Origin of the sequence: Heyndrickxia sp. FSL W8-0496, assembly GCF_038007825.1 — a bacterium.
Lineage (GTDB): Bacteria > Bacillota > Bacilli > Bacillales > Bacillaceae_C > Heyndrickxia > Heyndrickxia oleronia.
This window is the reverse complement of record NZ_JBBOXX010000001.1, coordinates 71,387-87,589: the sequence shown is the minus strand read 5'-3', so window position 1 is coordinate 87,589 and position 16,203 is coordinate 71,387. Positions and strand designations below refer to the sequence as shown.

Below are 16,203 nucleotides of genomic sequence, written 5' to 3'. Positions count from 1 at the left end.
AAAATAAAGCTCTTCTCATAAAAGAGAAGAGCTCTATTTTTAGTCACGATGCTTCATCGTTGGGAATAATAATACATCGCGAATGGAAGCTGAATTCGTTAATAGCATTACAAGTCGATCAATACCGATTCCTAGTCCACCTGTTGGAGGCATTCCATATTCTAGTGCTTCAATAAAATCATCATCCATTTGATGAGCTTCATCATTTCCTTGCTCACGTTCCTTTAATTGAGCCTCAAAGCGTTCGCGTTGATCAATTGGATCATTTAACTCTGTAAATGCATTTGCATGCTCACGACCGACAATAAACAACTCAAAACGATCAGTAAAGCGTGGATCTTCATCATTTTTCTTAGCTAATGGAGATATTTCTACTGGATGACCGTAAATAAATGTTGGCTGAATTAATCTTTCTTCAACCTTTTGTTCAAAGAACTCATTTACAATATGTCCATATTGCATGTGCTTAGTTATCTCAATACCATGTTCATTTGCTAACTGACGAGCCTCTTCAACAGTAGTAACATTCCAAAAATCTACACCTGTATATTCTTTTACTGCATCCACCATATGAAGTCGACGCCATTCAGGTTCAAGATTTACCTCATTATCTCCATATTGGATTGTTGTCGTCCCAAGAACTTCTTTAGCAATATGTGCTACTAAATTCTCTGTTAATTTCATAATATCCTTATAATCTGCATATGCTTCATACAATTCAATCATAGTGAATTCTGGATTATGCCTTGTTGATACACCTTCATTACGGAATACTCGTCCAATTTCATAGACTTTTTCTAGTCCACCTACAATTAGACGTTTTAGATGCAATTCAATAGCAATACGCATATATAAAGGCATATCCAATGCATTATGATGGGTAATAAACGGTCTTGCTGACGCTCCACCCGCTATAGCATGCATCATTGGCGTTTCTACCTCTAGGTACCCATGCTGATCTAAATATCGTCTCATTGACTGAATAATTAAGCTTCGAGTGATAAAAGTCCGTTTACTTTCTTCACTCATAATTAAATCAAGATATCTTTGACGATAACGTTGTTCAATATCCTTTAACCCATGAAATTTATCAGGTAATGGACGAAGTGATTTTGTTAATAATGTAAATTCTTTTACTTTAATTGATAGTTCTCCAACTTTTGTTTTGAATACAGTTCCTGATATACCTACAATATCACCAAGATCAACAGTATCGAATAACTCATACTGCTCTTCTCCCACTGTATCTTTACGCACATATATTTGAATTTGGCCGTTTAAATCTTGCACATGAGCAAAACCAGCTTTTCCTTTACCTCTCTTAGTCATAATACGACCAGCAATCGTTACAGAAACATCCTTTTCATCTAGGTCCTCTTTTGTAAATTCTTCATACTGTTCTTTTATCTGCTGTGTATTATGTGTCCGATCAAAGCGTTTACCAAAAGGATCCATTCCATTTTCACGGATAGAATTCATTTTTTCTCTTCTAACCTGTAATTGGTCATTCAATTCCTCAAAACTCATTTATTGTCACTCCATCCTATATTTTAAAACTCTTATTCCTATCATTATACTTTATTATTGTACACAATTTCACATTTTCAGACATCCTAAATGTTTATCTAAAATTCATTCCATATTATGTATGAAAAAACCACCAGAGATACTGGTAGTTTTATTTCGAAAATTAGCTAACCTTTATGACACCTGATTCTACTCCTTCTATAAAAGGAGGAAGTGGACTAACAAGTTCAGCGCGTCAATCATCATTATTTATCTACAGGAGTTAGATCCTCCACAGTAATTCCAAGTAAACTGGCGACACTTTCTAGAAATTCCTCAGAAGGCAAACGGCTCCCTCTTTCAATTTCTCCTAAAATAGATACAGATATGTGCAATTCCTTCGCAAGACTTTCTTGAGTATAACCTTTTAATTTTCGAAAAGCTCGAATCCGTCTTCCCCATTTATCTATCTCCATAAGCGAACTCCTTCTTTATCAGGTATTTCGTCTAGAATTTGATGCAACGGGGTTGTTGCATTTGGTAATTGAATGGTTGGATCAATCTCTATTAACGGTACTAAAACAAATGCTCTTTCATGCATCCGTGGATGAGGCACAATTAACCTCTCTGTTTCAATATTTTCGTTATTAAAAAGTAAAATGTCAAGGTCAATCGTCCTTGGCCCCCATCTAAATTCCCTAATTCTCCCCAATTCCTGTTCAATATTTAAGCACTTTTCAAGCAGTTGTTCTGCAGTAAGATCTGTTTCTACCTTCAAGACAATATTCAAAAATTTACCTTGATCTGTATATCCTACCGGATCGGTTTCATATATGGATGAACTTGCTAGTACATTTATTTTAATATCTTGATTAAGGAAACTACAAGCATCCTGCAAATGCCGTGCTCTATCTTCAATATTAGATCCTAATGAGATAAATGCAATATTAATCATTTATTTGTCCTCTTGTAATCTCCACCGCAACTGATTGGTAGTGTCCAGGAATTGGAGGATCTGGTTTAACCACTTGAATAGTTACTTGATGAACGGTTGGGAATCCATTTAAAATGACCTTAGAAATCTCTTCTGCAACTGCTTCTAATAATTGATAAGGTTTGCCTTCAACAACCGCTTTACAGCATTCATATACCTCAGCATAGCTAACTGTATCGTTTAAATGATCCGTTTTCCCCGCTTTTTGTAAATCTAATTCTAACACTAAGGTAACACGAAACCTTTGCCCTAAGCGAGTCTCTTCCGGTAATACGCCGTGATAACCATAGAATTCCATATTATTCAAATAAATTTTATCCATTTAGCTCACCTTTACCTACTAGCACATCCATCATTTTTGTCATTCTACTTATCTCTTTTACATCATGCACTCTCATCATTTGGCACCCCTTCTCCAAACCATAGCAAATAGTAGCTCCCGTCGCTTCCATCCTTTCATCTACAGGTAAATTCATCACTTGTCCAATCATAGATTTTCTAGATGTTCCTAATAAAACTGGATATCCAAGACCAACTAACTTATCTAGGTTTTTCATCATTTCTATATTTTGTTTTAAATCCTTGGCAAACCCTATGCCAGGATCTAGAATAATACGTTCATCCTTTACACCAGCTTTTTTGGCAATTGATATACTTTCATAGAGATCATTTAATACATCTCTAATAAAGTCCTGATAATCTAAATTTTCTCTATTATGCATGAGAATAATTGGAACATCGTAATTCGCGGCAACATCAGCAATTTCAGGATCCTTTTTCGCTCCCCATATATCATTAATGATATGTGCACCTGCAAGGATTGCTTGCCTTGCTGTTTCTGCCTTATAGGTATCAATGGATATCGGTACATTCACGATTTTTGAAATTTCTTTTATGACAGGAACAACCCTCGAGATTTCTTCCTCCACTTCAACCGTAGCATAACCTGGTCTAGTTGATTCTCCACCTACATCGATGATATCTGCTCCATCTTCAACCATTTGCTTAGCATGCTGTATTGCTTTTTCTATATGATTAAACTTTCCACCATCGGAAAATGAATCCGGGGTAGCATTCAAAATACCCATAATTAATGTTTTATTTTCATAATCTAATTGGTATGACTTACATTGTAAAACTCGCCCCATATTCTTCTCCTTCCAACACATATTCTTTTATATTTACAGTCTAACGCTTAATTGTTATATTCTACAACCCGTTTCGCCATTTATCGACAGAAAAAAAGGCAGACGGGTTTTCCGAATGCCTTTCCATTAATAAAAATCACTATTTAGCTAGCAAATTTATTAATCTTCAAATTGATACAAATTTGTACTTAAATATCGTTCACCATTATCTGGTATGATTGCTACTACTTTTTTACCCTTACCTAGTTCAGAAGCTACTTTCAAGGCAGCATGAATTGCCGCACCTGCTGAGATCCCACCTAAGATTCCTTCCTCTCTAGCTACTCTTCGAGATGCTTCGAAAGCTTCTTCCGTTCCGACATGAATAATTTCGTCATAAATCTCTCTATTTAATGTATCCGGTACAAAATTAGCCCCAAGACCCTGAAGCTTATGCGGACCTGGCTTTCCACCTGCAAGAATCGGAGAGTCCTTTGGTTCTACAGCATATATTTTGATATTCGGATACGCCTCTCTTAAAACTTGACCAGAACCTGAGATCGTTCCTCCTGTTCCAATTCCAGATACAAACGCATCTAATTGTTCACCCATCTGCTCGACAATTTCCCTTCCAGTTGTTAAACGATGGATTTCTGGATTTGCTTCATTTTTAAATTGTTGAGGCATAAAGTATCCATTTTCTTTTGCTAATTCTTCCGCCTTTCGAACTGCACCATTCATCCCTTCAGAACCTGGTGTTAACACTAACTGCGCGCCATATGCTCGAAGGAGATTTCTACGTTCCATACTCATCGTCTCTGGCATAACTAATACTGCTTTATATCCTTTAGCAGCAGCAATCATCGCAAGTCCTATCCCAGTATTACCGCTTGTCGGTTCAACAATCGTATCACCTAGTTGCAGTTTCCCCTCTCTCTCAGCGGTCTCGATCATTGCTAAAGCGATTCGATCCTTTACACTACTTCCAGGATTCATGTACTCAAGCTTTAAATATACCTCTGCTTGATTTTCATCAGTTAGTCGATTTAACTTTACAATCGGTGTTCCTCCAACAAGTTCGGCAATTGAATTTACTAAACGAGCCATTTCTCTCCACCTCAAATTCCGAGTATTTTTATTGGTTTAATTATTTAAAATTTAACATTTTATTGATAAAAAGTCAAAGATAAAGTAGTTTTATCATAACCAAAAAGACATAAGTCATTATAACCTATGTCTTTTATCCCTTGTTTATTGCTATATTTTGATTAAATAATATGGCTATTTTGTATTGAATGGCATAATAACGCATGTCTTATATCTTTTCTCAATAATATTCTTTTCCGAAATTTCCTGGATGACGATTAAAGAGTTTTCAATTCCCAGGTCTATAAATTTTAAAATGAGCCCTATTCTTCTACTAATAATTCTTCCAATTCATTTTTGGAAAATACATATTTTTCATTACAAAAATGACATTGTGCTTCAGCTTTTCCATCCTCTTCAATCATATCTTTAATTTCTTCTTTGCCTAAGCTAATGATAGCAGCACCAAAGCGTTCTTTTGAACAATTACACTTAAATTGAACCGGCAACTTCTCTAATATCTTGACATTGTCTTTTCCTAAGATGTTCTCAAGAATTTCTTCAGGACTTAGTCCTTTTTGAATCAGCTTTGAAATAGGTTCCGTTGCTTGTAATCTTTTTTCAATATCATTAATAACATGTTCTTCTGTACCTGGTAGTAATTGGATAATAAATCCGCCTGAAGCTAAAATTGAATTATCAGGATTGACTAATACCCCTACCCCAACCGATGAAGGTGTTTGTTCAGATGCCACAAAGTAATAAGTAAAATCTTCACCTAATTCACCAGAAACAATAGGAACCTGACCAGAGAAATTTTCTCTTAATCCTAAATCTTTTACGACTGTCAATGTCCCTTCAGTTCCTACTGCTCTTCTAACATCTAGCTTTCCTTTTTCATTTAAGTCAAAATGAACCTGAGGATTGGTAACATATCCTCGTACTTCGCCTTTTGCATTACTATCGACTAGAATAGGACCAATCGGACCATTGCCTTCAATTTTAACTGTTATTTTCTCATCACCTTTAAGCATCGCACCCATCATGACTCCTGCTGACATCGTACGTCCTAAAGCTGCTGATGCAGTAGGCCAAGTATAGTGACGGCGAACAGCTTCTCCTACCGTCTCTGTGCTTTTTACTGCATAAGCGCGAACTTGATTATTATATGCTAATGCTTTTACTAAGTAGTCGCTCATTGTTAACTTCCCTTCAATCATTTTTATTTCTTTTATAAATTAAACGTAAGCCTTTTAATGTTAGAAATGGATCAACTATATCGATTGCCTTTGATTCATTGGCAATTAAACTTGCATGCCCACCTGTTGCAATTACGGTAGGTACCTTTTTACTGTTTGCTTTCATGCGTGTTACAATACCTTCTACTTGTCCTACATAACCATAAACAATCCCCGCTTGCATTGCAGCAACAGTGTTTTTCCCAATAACCCCTTCTGTTCTTGCAATTTCAATTCTTGGAAGCTTAGCAGCCTTTGAATACAATGCTTCAGCGGAAATACCAATTCCAGGAGCAATGGCACCCCCCATATATTGACTATGCTCATTGATATAGCAAAAAGTTGTTGCAGTACCAAAATCTACAATAATGAGCGGACTACCATATTCTTGAATTCCCGCGACAGCATTTACAATTCTGTCAGCGCCTACCTCACGTGGATTTTCGTATTTAATATCAAGGCCTGTTTTAATCCCAGGACCAACGACTAATGGTTTAACATGAAAATACTTATTACACATTCTTTCTAATGTATACATAATTGGTGGAACAACAGTTGAAATTATGATTCCATTAATATCTTTGAATTCAATCCCTACATGTTGAAATAATGCACCTATGACCATTGCATACTCATCTTCTGATTTGTGTCGATTCGTTTCCACTCGCCAATGGAACTTCAGTTGATCTTGATCATATACACCCAATACAATATTTGTGTTTCCTACGTCTAAAACAAATAACATAAGCTCACCACTTTACCCTAATCTAAATTGCATGCCAACATCATACCATAATTTATATTGATATAAATAATCATATGAAACATAAACGTATAACTTTTTCATCCAAATGAAATCTACAAAGTCTCTGCTCCTACTCCTAAAGAGAGGAAAATAAAAAGGGAGATTTGCTAATGTAAAAGCCAACTTGATAAAAAAATGTCAAAGGAAGCACTTCTCTGTGTAGAGGTTATTTGTCCTCTTAGAGTTAGAAGTTTATCCAGAAAGAACTGAATCAACTACCGCCTTATCCTTATCATAAAATGCAGTTTTCATGAACTTTGTTCCTAAAAGCCATAATGCCTGCTTTAACACCCGAGGATTTACTCGCCTAAATTCTGTTATTTAAAAATCATTATAAGAAAAGAATCTAAAAAAAAGACATCGCTATTACATAATAGCGATGTCCTTTATAAAAATATTTATTCATTAGGCTTTTCATTATCATCCTGTTCAGGAGTCACAGTTGGCCCAAACTTTTCAGGTCGATTATCATCGTCTGATTTCGTTACTTCTTCGTCTTTCTTCTGGATATTCACCTTTAATGAATCCTTTGATTCATCTTGATCTAACTTAGGTGTTTCCAATGTTGATGCTTTTCGATCTGGTAAAGTTCCATGATCATAAATATGTTTGATTTGTTCCGCATCTAAAGTTTCAACTTCTAATAATGTGTTAGCAATAATTGTGAACTTTTCACGGTTTTCAAGAATGATTTTTCTTGCTCTTTCATAACACTCTTTAATAATATCTTGAATTTCAGTATCAATTTCATAAGCAATTTTATCAGAGTAGTTTTGCTCATTGTTAAAATCTCTACCTAGGAATACTTGCCCACCTTGTGATTGGCCAAACTGTAAAGGTCCAAGTTTATCACTCATACCATATTCAGTAACCATTTTTCGAGCAATATTTGTCGCGCGTTGGAAATCATTGGATGCCCCTGTAGAAACTTCTCCAAAAGTAACTTCCTCTGCTACACGACCACCTAATAAACCAGTAATTTTGTCAAGCAATTCAGGCTTAGTCATTAAATAGCGGTCTTCCTTCGGTAACATAACCGCATATCCGCCAGCTTGACCACGAGGTACAATCGTTACCTTATGAACCATCTCAGCCTCATCTAAAACAAGTCCGATAATGGTATGACCACTTTCGTGGAAAGCAACAATTTTTCTTTCTTTTTGAGATACAACTCGACTTTTCTTAGACGGTCCGGCAATCACACGGTCCGTTGCTTCATCTACATCAGTCATATCAATTTTCTTCTTATCTTGTCTCGCAGCAACTAGTGCAGCTTCATTTAATAAGTTTTCTAAATCAGCACCAGAAAAGCCTGGTGTTCTTTGTGCAATTGCTTTTAAATCTACAGATCCATCTAGCGGTTTATTTCTTGCATGGACACGTAATACAGCTTCTCGCCCATTAACATCTGGACGATCTACAGTGATTTGGCGGTCGAAACGTCCTGGACGCAATAATGCTGGGTCAAGGATATCAGGTCTATTGGTTGCAGCCACAATAATAATTCCTTCATTTGCTCCGAATCCATCCATCTCAACAAGTAATTGGTTTAATGTTTGTTCACGCTCATCATGACCTCCACCGAGACCAGCTCCACGTTGACGACCAACTGCATCAATTTCATCGATAAAAATGATACAAGGTGCATTCTTTTTCGCATTTTCAAATAGGTCACGAACACGTGAAGCACCGACACCAACAAACATTTCTACGAAGTCAGAACCACTTATGGAGAAGAACGGAACACCCGCTTCACCAGCTACAGCTCTTGCTAATAAAGTTTTACCAGTACCTGGAGGTCCAACAAGTAATACTCCTTTAGGAATCCTTGCACCTAATTCAGAGAATTTACGTGGATCTTTTAGAAATTCTACTACCTCTACAAGTTCTTGTTTTTCTTCATCTGCTCCTGCTACATCACGAAAACGGACTTTTTTCTTATCATCATTGTAAAGCTTTGCCTTACTTTTCCCAAAGTTCATTACACGGCCACCGCCGCCTTGGGCCTGATTCAATAAGAAGAAGAAAAGGATAAAGATAATAACAAAAGGAATAATGGAGGTGAAAAAGGACACCCAACCATTCGTTTCTTTCGCTGGCATATTCTCTACCTTAGCATCTTTTGCCTTCGCAACTTGATCGATACGATCTAAAGCAGTGGGATTGTTTAATACATATGTGACAAACTTAGTTTTATCTTTTAATTCTCCTCTTGCTTCATATACGCCTCTTTCTGGCTGTAATGAGACACTGTTTACTTCCCCTTTTTCTAAGTAAGAAACAAACTGATCATATGATATATTTTCTGTTGACTCATTGTTATTGTTAAAATAACTAACAATCCCAATAAGGACTAGAAAGAGTAATACATAAAAGATGGTATTTCTAAAAATTCTACTCATTCCTTACCTCCTCCCACGATCAAAAAACTATCTTCAATAGTATCATAGAAATTCTTAACTTTACAACAATTTGCATATATGGATAGAAACTTCCTCACCACATAACTTTTATTCATATACCCTTTATTTTAAACTTATTCACTTTTGTTATACACTTCAGGTTTTAAAACGCCAATATATGGGAGATTTCTGTATTTCTCAGCATAATCTAATCCATAACCAACAACAAATGCATCAGGCACATCAAATCCTACATAATCAGCCTGAATGTCTGCTTTTCTTCCAGAAGGTTTGTCTAAAAGAGTAACAATCTTTATCGATTTTGCCTTACGATAACGGAACAACTCAACCAAATAGCTCAATGTAAGACCGCTATCAATGATATCCTCGATAATTAAGATATCTCTTCCTTCAACAGAAGTATCTAAATCCTTTAAAATTTTCACTTCTCCAGAAGATACCATAGATTTACCATAACTTGAAACATCCATAAAGTCCATTTCTAAGTAAGTATCCATTTGTTTTAATAAATCAGACATAAATAATGTTGCGCCTTTTAGAACTCCAATTGCCAAAGGAAATCGATCCTTATATTCAAGTGACAATTCTTTGCCTAATTCTTTTGTTCTTTGTTGTATTTCTTCTTCGCTAATTAATACCTTTTCAATATCCTGTTTCATTAAAATGTTTGCCTCCTAGGAGAATGTTTGCTTAAAGTATTGTAAGATATAACAAGTTTGCTCAAATGTTGGCAATATATCATAGGTAGATTTCTTTAACTTAGGTATCCATAATACATCGCCCTGTTGGTCAACAACAATTGGCCATTCATCCCTTTTTTCTCTAGGGATTTTTTCATCAATAAATATATCCTTCACTTTTTTCGATCCATTTAGTCCTTTTACCTTCATTCGGTCCCCAGCTTTCTTATTTCTAATTACTAAGGGAAGCTGGATATCCTCCAAATACATACATGTTTGATCCTGTAAAGAAGGATTTTCAGTTACCTTTCCCTTCAGAAACCTAACACAATAGCCATTTGGTAAGTCTACTTCACTGTTTAAGGACAATTTCATTTCATATGTATGGTTTTGGTTCTCCTTTATAAAGGAGAATGTACACTGCTGATAAGATCTCCTTACCTTTAAACCTAAGGGAAGATCTAAGCGTCCAGATGGATGATTACTTGATAATAATTTAAGAATATCATCTGTATGTACCGCAGTTACAAAGGAAGGATTTTCATTGTAAAGATAGTTTAATATTAGTTGAATCCCTCTTCTTTGTAAAGGCAAAGGCATTTCAATAAAAGATGGAATTTCTATCACTACTTCATTTTTCATTTTATTCCATAATTTATTCATTTTTTCTAACGTTAATTCCTGCAAAAAAGCTTCATCAGATAATATCTCTTCACTAAATCGTTGAAAATGCTCGTGAACATGGTTATTCTCTTTCTTTAAAAAAGGTAATACATTTAATCGAAACCGATTCCTAGTATAATCCTGTTCAAAATTACTTGAATCAATTCTTATGTTTAAATCATGAATATGGCAATACTCTTCGATTTCTTTTTTCGTAACACAAAGGAGAGGTCTTATAATTTCTCCATTTGCGAAAGCTCTCCGTAACGGAATCCCTGCTCTTCCTCTTCCTGTGCTCCCTCGAGTCAATCTCATTAAAATGGTTTCAATCTGATCATCACCATGGTGTCCAAGTAAAAGCTTATTATGCTGGTATTTTTCCATAATATCCTGAAAAAAACGATACCTGTAGATTCTGGCTGTTTCTTCCATGCCTTTGTTTAGGGCACCCATTTTCTCTTGAATATTAATTCTAATTGCTTCACAAGGAATGTTCCATTGTTTGCATAATTCTTGAACAAATAGCAGATCATTATACGAATCATTCCCTCGTAGCATATGATCAACATGTGCAGCACGGATGGATATATTATATATATTTCTTTTTTGAACTAGATAGTGCAGTAATGCAACAGAATCAGGTCCACCTGATACACCTATAAGAACTGAATCCCCCTTTGTTATCAACGTATTCGTTTTAATAAAATCATCGACTTTTCTTTCAAACGGTAACATTTATACTCGTTCCTTTTCAGCGAAAGTATGAACTTTCCATTCTATACACTAATTGTACCAATAATCCTCTTTAATTTATCTATTTAATTGTGACATTTTTTCTTTCTCTACATTACACTTATAATAGCTGGTCATATATATATATAAAGTATAGAAAAGATACGAGCACAATAATAACAATTGTTTCAAATACTCGTGATGCTCTCTTCTTCTTACGTGATGTTTGCCTTGTAGGCGTCACCTGTTTATTTACTTTTGCTCTTCTGCTTGATGGAATAGAGTTTCTATTTTTCACCGGCTTCATCGTATCGCTAGACAAAACCTTTAATAGATCTTTCCTCATGTCTAATGCGGAATAATATTGACCATCTATCGCATCGAATAAAATATTTTCATAGATAGCCATCTCTGGCTTTCTGCGAATCATCCTTTTCAATTGTTCGACACCATCACCCTTTTTAGAAAACCGCGCAGGATAAAATAAGTTTATTATGACCATTGATAGAGCAAATAGATCATAGGAAGGCTCTGCCTTTCTCGTTCCTGCTCCCCAATATCCTCGGTCAAAAAACTCCGTAAACTCCTTTATGGCTCTTCCACTTAATGTTGTTCCTCCAACATCAATACAACGAATTTTTGTTGGCGAATGAGTGATAATTAAATTATCTGGTTTAAGATCACCAAATACCCAACCTTCTTCATGTAACCGATGTAGATCCTGTAATAATTGCAGCATTAATACACCCGTCCATGAGTGTCCCTTTTTTTGAATGAAGTCTAATAAATGTGGTCCCTGGATATATTCCATTACATAAAAGGGAATCTTCATTTTTGGCGTTTCCCAATCGTCAATATCTAACAAAGAAGGCCCGAGGGCAGACCCTTGGACCTTAGCAAATGCTTTCAGAACATTTACTTCTGAAGTGACAGACATAGTGTTATCACTCATCTTTAGTGCTACAAAACGATCATTGCTTTTCGCTAAATAAACAATACCATTGGCACCAGACCCCAATAACCTTACTAAAATATAGCTTTTTTTATGCCATTTTCCTGTGACAGTCGTTCCAGCAGGAAAATTAAATTGACTCTTCAAAGTATTGTTCGTCATCATTTGAAAGCAATCCCCTTAAAGAACGTTTTTTCTTAAAATATGTCATAGCTTCTTTAATTGCTGGTCCAGTTGGTGTGATGCCACCCACACTAAGCTTTGAAAAGACACTAGTCAAAGATTCAAGATTTGGAGTCCACTCTAGCAATTTTTCGACATCTTTCCTTTTCCCAGGAAATACAAAGACTGAAAATTGATTATTTCCCATTCGTGCATTTAAACTTAAAGATAGATCCAGCAAGGCTTCCTTAACTGTTGGTAGCTTATGTTTCATACTTGCACTTGTATCGACTAGAACCAACAAATCTAAATCTACCGTTTCACCCAATTCATCAACTACTTCCATTACCTCACCTCTTTGTTCGGGAGGTAATTCCTCCATAGAAGTAGACTTTCCTAAAATTTGTTTTAATTCCTTATTAACTACTCCTTGGAGAGTTTGTGTCATTGCTTTTCTCGTTACCATTTGAACCGTTTGTGATAAGATTTGCGAATAAACAATTTGACTAACACCACCACCTGATAAGGCAATTCCTTCAATTTCACTCATACCCTTTTCATCGATTACATCATTCTCCATTACACCAATGACATTAACAGTAATCCCTTGTTCATTTGCAAGAGCTGCCATTGCAACTGGGTCATCTCCCTGATTCGAGCACCCGTCTGTAATTAATAAGATTTGTTTTAATTTAGCTGTTTTCAAAGGTTTCCCCTCCCTGATTCTATCGATTCCCAATCATTTTCCTATTACCCATCTTCGACGAATCGGAGGGATTTTATACTATAATATGTTTCTCTTTTATGAAATCATTTCCTTTCCTTTTCCCGCCGGAATGGCAGCCCATTTCGGTGTATTATGTTCAAGCTTAGCCACTACAATCGTCATATCATCATCAATCATTCCGGAACGTGTTCGAATAACCTCCTCCATAATTAAATCAGCAATTTCTTGAGGATCTTTTGTCTCAATTTCTCTTATTTTTCTTCTCATCCATAAATCATAGTTTTCCACATGTTTCGGTCCTTCAAAAATACCATCACTCATCATAATCAAAAGATCTCCAGCTTTCATTTGTTCTGATACAACATCTACATCAAATTCTTGAATCATTCCCATTGGCAAGTTACTAGATTCAATTTTAATTACTTTATCTCCTCGTTTAATAAAGCTCGGTGTTGAACCAATCTTTAAAAATCTAACACTAGCATCCTGAAGATCAATCATTGCAAGGTCCAAGGTGGAAAAAATCTCATCCGTTGTTCTTAATGACAATACAGAATTAACCGATTTAATAGCTACCTTTTCTTCAATACCAGACTGCAATATCTTTTGCAGAAGACGAAGAGTTTCATTACTTTCTTGATGAGCACGCTCCCCATTTCCCATTCCATCGCTAATAGCCACTGCATATTTTCTCGTTCCCAAATCAATTGTGGAGTAGCTGTCGCCGGAAACAAAGCCTCCTCCTTTAGCAGCATGTGCGACTCCTGTTTCGACAACAAACGCCTGTGCAGAACGGAAAGTGACATAGCAAAATCCATTAGGATAAGATGCACATTCTTCTTTTTGAACGATAATCGTTTCTCCTAAAATATCAGATAGCAATGGAGCGATAATTTTTTCACATTCACCATGTCCATTACAGTAAGGAATAGTCATATCAATATCCACATTCCCCACATTTAAGCTATAAATTTCCACCTGTTCAACGTCAAGACCAAAATCCTGAAGGCTATCTAGGATCATTTCTTCTTGCTTATGATGATTCTCACGTTCACGTTGTATTTCCTTTGCAAAATCACCCATTACCTCTGAGACACCAAGTAATTGCTCCGCAACTAGCTTTCTGCTCTCCTTTACCTGCTTTTTTAACTTTTGATTTGCCTGGTAAAAAGTAAGTTCCTGAAGAATCGCATCCTCTACTTTTTTTGATTTAGAGCAATGCTTATCAAGCTCTCGATGAACCTTCTGAGGTATCACCCCTTCCCCTTTATCTGTTTCATATATAACCTTTTTCATTAAATCATAGGTTTTATTAAAGTTTTTTGCCCAGCATTGCTCCTTTTTAAAACAGTTTTGACATGTCCTTTCAGTGACATTGCTTAAGAAATAATCTAACTCTTGATCCTCATGATCGAATTCCCTCCACTGATCAAATTGTGAGAAGCTCTTGGATAGGGCTTGGAAAACAGATGAAAATTGCTCCACCCTATTCACAGTAATGTCCCTTATTTTTCGGATATATTGCTGCTGCTCCTGAGTATATTCATTTGTACCAGGTATATGTTTTGCAAGCTTTGATGTTAAAGACTTTGGGGTTATAAACAATAAAAAAATGGCTATAGACGATTCATAAATATTAACGATCAATGGTGTCTTTACCTCCCCATACATTCCAATGAGTAATGTTGCAATAAGCAATCCTACAGCTGTGCCGATCTTTTTCCCTTCTTTTAGAAGCCCGCCTAATAAGCCAGAAAAGGCAAGTAAGCTCATTTGATAAAAGCTCGAAACATTCGCTAAGCTAAAGATAAGTCCAGTAACTACTCCTACAGTCGAACCTACTGTTGCACCAGCAACAAAAGCTAAGAGAAGTACTAAATATCTAGATAAAATATGCTCTACAGACAAATCAAAAATTGCCCAACCAATGGTACCTGTTAATACGGAGGCAAATAAGATAATTAAACTAATGACTTCCTCCGTTTTTAATGTCTTTTTTCTTTTTCTTAGTGATATTAATGGAATACATTGCATAAAGATAAGTGTAAGTATGAAAGTTAAACTAGCTTCGACCGCGGCCATCATTCCATCATATAATGTGATGTTCTGATTACCTGCTATATAGAAGTATCCACATTTCGATAAAAAGGAAACGACAAATACATAAAAAGGAATTACCTTTATTTCATCCTTATGTAGTCTTCCTATCGTTTTATATATGAGTAAGAAGACAATCCCTGATATGAGTGTGTAAAATGCATTTCCCATCGTAATACTTAATGAACCTGCTGCTAAGCCAAACAAAACAATTGGGGACTTTTTTCTTCTCATCATGTAAACAGACGCGAAAAAAGGAAGTGAAAAAGGTGTTAAGTGAGATAAAATTAATGCCCGTCCCAATAAGAAACCTATGAGTAGCAAAACAATACCCTTTTGGAAGAAAATGACTCCTAGCTTGAGTTGAAGCCGATTCACTCCTTTTGAAAACTCCACTTTTGTTTCCTTTAGATTTACATTCCGTCCTGGTTCAATAAAGGTATGTTCCATTTTTGCCATAATTCACACAACTCCCTATTTCATTTAGTTGTTGTCTATTATAAAATGGACAAGCTTAAAACTTTGTCAAAATAGAGAGGTGAATTGAAAGAAAAGTTCGACTTTGTTCTGCGAAATGCCTAAAAACTAAACAAGTTTTTAAATAGATATGTAGTTTAGATTCATTAAAGCTTTTTAAAAACCTCACAAAAATATATTGACATAATTTAAATCGCTCTGTATTATAGAAATTGTGCTTTTAAAGTAACTTGTTTTACGGCGGTGTAGCTCAGCTGGCTAGAGCGTACGGTTCATACCCGTAAGGTCGGGGGTTCGATCCCCTCCGCCGCTATAAAAATTATTAGAGTGGCCCGTTGGTCAAGCGGTTAAGACACCGCCCTTTCACGGCGGTAACACGGGTTCGAATCCCGTACGGGTCATCATACAAAAAAGGGAATCAGCATATATTGCTGATTCCTTTTTTTATGCTTCTAATTTCCAATCAAGACTATTTTTATATAAAAAAGGTAGGCCTAATCAATAGTCCTACCTTTTCATTACGTTCACCTGCTA

General features: G+C 35.8%; 14 protein-coding genes and 2 tRNA genes. 2 read left to right on the top strand and 14 right to left on the bottom strand.

What is annotated here, in order from left to right; all coding sequences use genetic code 11:
* Positions 1-39 precede the first annotated feature (39 nt).
* From lysS to spoIIE, 14 genes are all read right to left on the bottom strand, one after another.
* Entirely contained in the window at positions 40-1,527 is a 1,488-nt protein-coding gene (gene lysS, locus NST63_RS00435) for a lysine--tRNA ligase (RefSeq protein ID WP_058006067.1), read from the bottom strand.
* A 245-nt stretch (positions 1,528-1,772) separates the two neighbouring features.
* Positions 1,773-1,982 (bottom strand): helix-turn-helix domain-containing protein, encoded by a 210-nt coding sequence (locus NST63_RS00430; protein WP_058006068.1) that lies wholly within the window; start codon positions 1,980-1,982, stop codon positions 1,773-1,775.
* On the bottom strand, positions 1,973-2,461 hold the full coding sequence (folK, locus tag NST63_RS00425) for a 2-amino-4-hydroxy-6-hydroxymethyldihydropteridine diphosphokinase (protein WP_212946506.1): 489 nt from the start codon (positions 2,459-2,461) through the stop codon (positions 1,973-1,975). The genes NST63_RS00430 and folK overlap by 10 nt, the downstream gene beginning before the upstream one ends.
* On the bottom strand, positions 2,454-2,822 hold the full coding sequence (folB, locus tag NST63_RS00420) for a dihydroneopterin aldolase (protein WP_212946508.1): 369 nt from the start codon (positions 2,820-2,822) through the stop codon (positions 2,454-2,456). The genes folK and folB overlap by 8 nt, the downstream gene beginning before the upstream one ends.
* Positions 2,815-3,648 carry a dihydropteroate synthase gene (folP, locus tag NST63_RS00415; RefSeq protein ID WP_341040993.1) on the bottom strand — a complete coding sequence of 278 codons (834 nt, stop codon included), beginning with the start codon at positions 3,646-3,648 and terminating at the stop codon, positions 2,815-2,817. The genes folB and folP overlap by 8 nt, the downstream gene beginning before the upstream one ends.
* A 159-nt stretch (positions 3,649-3,807) precedes the next feature.
* The gene (gene cysK / locus NST63_RS00410; protein ID WP_058006072.1) at positions 3,808-4,734 is read right to left on the bottom strand and encodes a cysteine synthase A; all 927 of its coding nucleotides are present in this window, start codon (positions 4,732-4,734) and stop codon (positions 3,808-3,810) included.
* Between the two features lie 302 nt (positions 4,735-5,036).
* On the bottom strand, positions 5,037-5,912 hold the full coding sequence (gene hslO, locus NST63_RS00405; protein ID WP_212946511.1) for an Hsp33 family molecular chaperone HslO: 876 nt from the start codon (positions 5,910-5,912) through the stop codon (positions 5,037-5,039).
* 13 nt (positions 5,913-5,925) lie between these two features.
* Positions 5,926-6,696 carry a type III pantothenate kinase gene (locus tag NST63_RS00400; RefSeq protein ID WP_058006073.1) on the bottom strand — a complete coding sequence of 257 codons (771 nt, stop codon included), beginning with the start codon at positions 6,694-6,696 and terminating at the stop codon, positions 5,926-5,928.
* 458 nt (positions 6,697-7,154) lie between these two features.
* On the bottom strand, positions 7,155-9,158 hold the full coding sequence (ftsH, locus tag NST63_RS00395; RefSeq protein ID WP_058006074.1) for an ATP-dependent zinc metalloprotease FtsH: 2,004 nt from the start codon (positions 9,156-9,158) through the stop codon (positions 7,155-7,157).
* A gap of 134 nt (positions 9,159-9,292) precedes the next feature.
* Positions 9,293-9,838: a hypoxanthine phosphoribosyltransferase gene (hpt, locus tag NST63_RS00390; protein ID WP_058006075.1), complete on the bottom strand. Its 546-nt coding sequence runs from the start codon at positions 9,836-9,838 to the stop codon at positions 9,293-9,295.
* A 15-nt stretch (positions 9,839-9,853) separates the two neighbouring features.
* Entirely contained in the window at positions 9,854-11,257 is a 1,404-nt protein-coding gene (tilS, locus tag NST63_RS00385) for a tRNA lysidine(34) synthetase TilS (RefSeq protein WP_242598369.1), read from the bottom strand.
* 118 nt (positions 11,258-11,375) lie between these two features.
* Positions 11,376-12,368, bottom strand: coding sequence for a protein kinase domain-containing protein (locus tag NST63_RS00380; RefSeq protein WP_212946543.1), 993 nt, complete (start codon positions 12,366-12,368; stop codon positions 11,376-11,378).
* Positions 12,337-13,074 (bottom strand): VWA domain-containing protein, encoded by a 738-nt coding sequence (locus NST63_RS00375; RefSeq protein WP_058006077.1) that lies wholly within the window; start codon positions 13,072-13,074, stop codon positions 12,337-12,339. The genes NST63_RS00380 and NST63_RS00375 overlap by 32 nt, the downstream gene beginning before the upstream one ends.
* A gap of 96 nt (positions 13,075-13,170) precedes the next feature.
* Complete coding sequence (gene spoIIE / locus NST63_RS00370; RefSeq protein WP_341040992.1) at positions 13,171-15,651, bottom strand: stage II sporulation protein E; 2,481 nt, start codon at positions 15,649-15,651, stop codon at positions 13,171-13,173.
* 257 nt (positions 15,652-15,908) lie between these two features.
* On the opposite strand from spoIIE, the gene NST63_RS00365 reads away from it, so the two are divergent.
* Positions 15,909-15,982 (top strand) — tRNA-Met (locus NST63_RS00365).
* 16 nt (positions 15,983-15,998) lie between these two features.
* A tRNA-Glu gene (locus NST63_RS00360) sits at positions 15,999-16,070 on the top strand.
* Positions 16,071-16,203: the final 133 nt, after the last annotated feature.

Excerpts from the sequence above, each read along its gene's own strand:
- lysS (WP_058006067.1), bottom strand. The coding sequence starts at position 1,527 with ATGAGTTTTGAGGAATTGAATGACCAATTACAGGTTAGAAGAGAAAAA.
- NST63_RS00430 (WP_058006068.1), bottom strand. The coding sequence starts at position 1,982 with ATGGAGATAGATAAATGGGGAAGACGGATTCGAGCTTTTCGAAAATTA.
- folK (WP_212946506.1), bottom strand. The coding sequence starts at position 2,461 with ATGATTAATATTGCATTTATCTCATTAGGATCTAATATTGAAGATAGA.
- folB (WP_212946508.1), bottom strand. The coding sequence starts at position 2,822 with ATGGATAAAATTTATTTGAATAATATGGAATTCTATGGTTATCACGGC.
- folP (WP_341040993.1), bottom strand. The coding sequence starts at position 3,648 with ATGGGGCGAGTTTTACAATGTAAGTCATACCAATTAGATTATGAAAAT.
- cysK (WP_058006072.1), bottom strand. The coding sequence starts at position 4,734 with ATGGCTCGTTTAGTAAATTCAATTGCCGAACTTGTTGGAGGAACACCG.
- hslO (WP_212946511.1), bottom strand. The coding sequence starts at position 5,912 with ATGAGCGACTACTTAGTAAAAGCATTAGCATATAATAATCAAGTTCGC.
- NST63_RS00400 (WP_058006073.1), bottom strand. The coding sequence starts at position 6,696 with ATGTTATTTGTTTTAGACGTAGGAAACACAAATATTGTATTGGGTGTA.
- ftsH (WP_058006074.1), bottom strand. The coding sequence starts at position 9,158 with ATGAGTAGAATTTTTAGAAATACCATCTTTTATGTATTACTCTTTCTA.
- hpt (WP_058006075.1), bottom strand. The coding sequence starts at position 9,838 with ATGAAACAGGATATTGAAAAGGTATTAATTAGCGAAGAAGAAATACAA.
- tilS (WP_242598369.1), bottom strand. The coding sequence starts at position 11,257 with ATGTTACCGTTTGAAAGAAAAGTCGATGATTTTATTAAAACGAATACG.
- NST63_RS00380 (WP_212946543.1), bottom strand. The coding sequence starts at position 12,368 with ATGACGAACAATACTTTGAAGAGTCAATTTAATTTTCCTGCTGGAACG.
- spoIIE (WP_341040992.1), bottom strand. The coding sequence starts at position 15,651 with ATGGCAAAAATGGAACATACCTTTATTGAACCAGGACGGAATGTAAAT.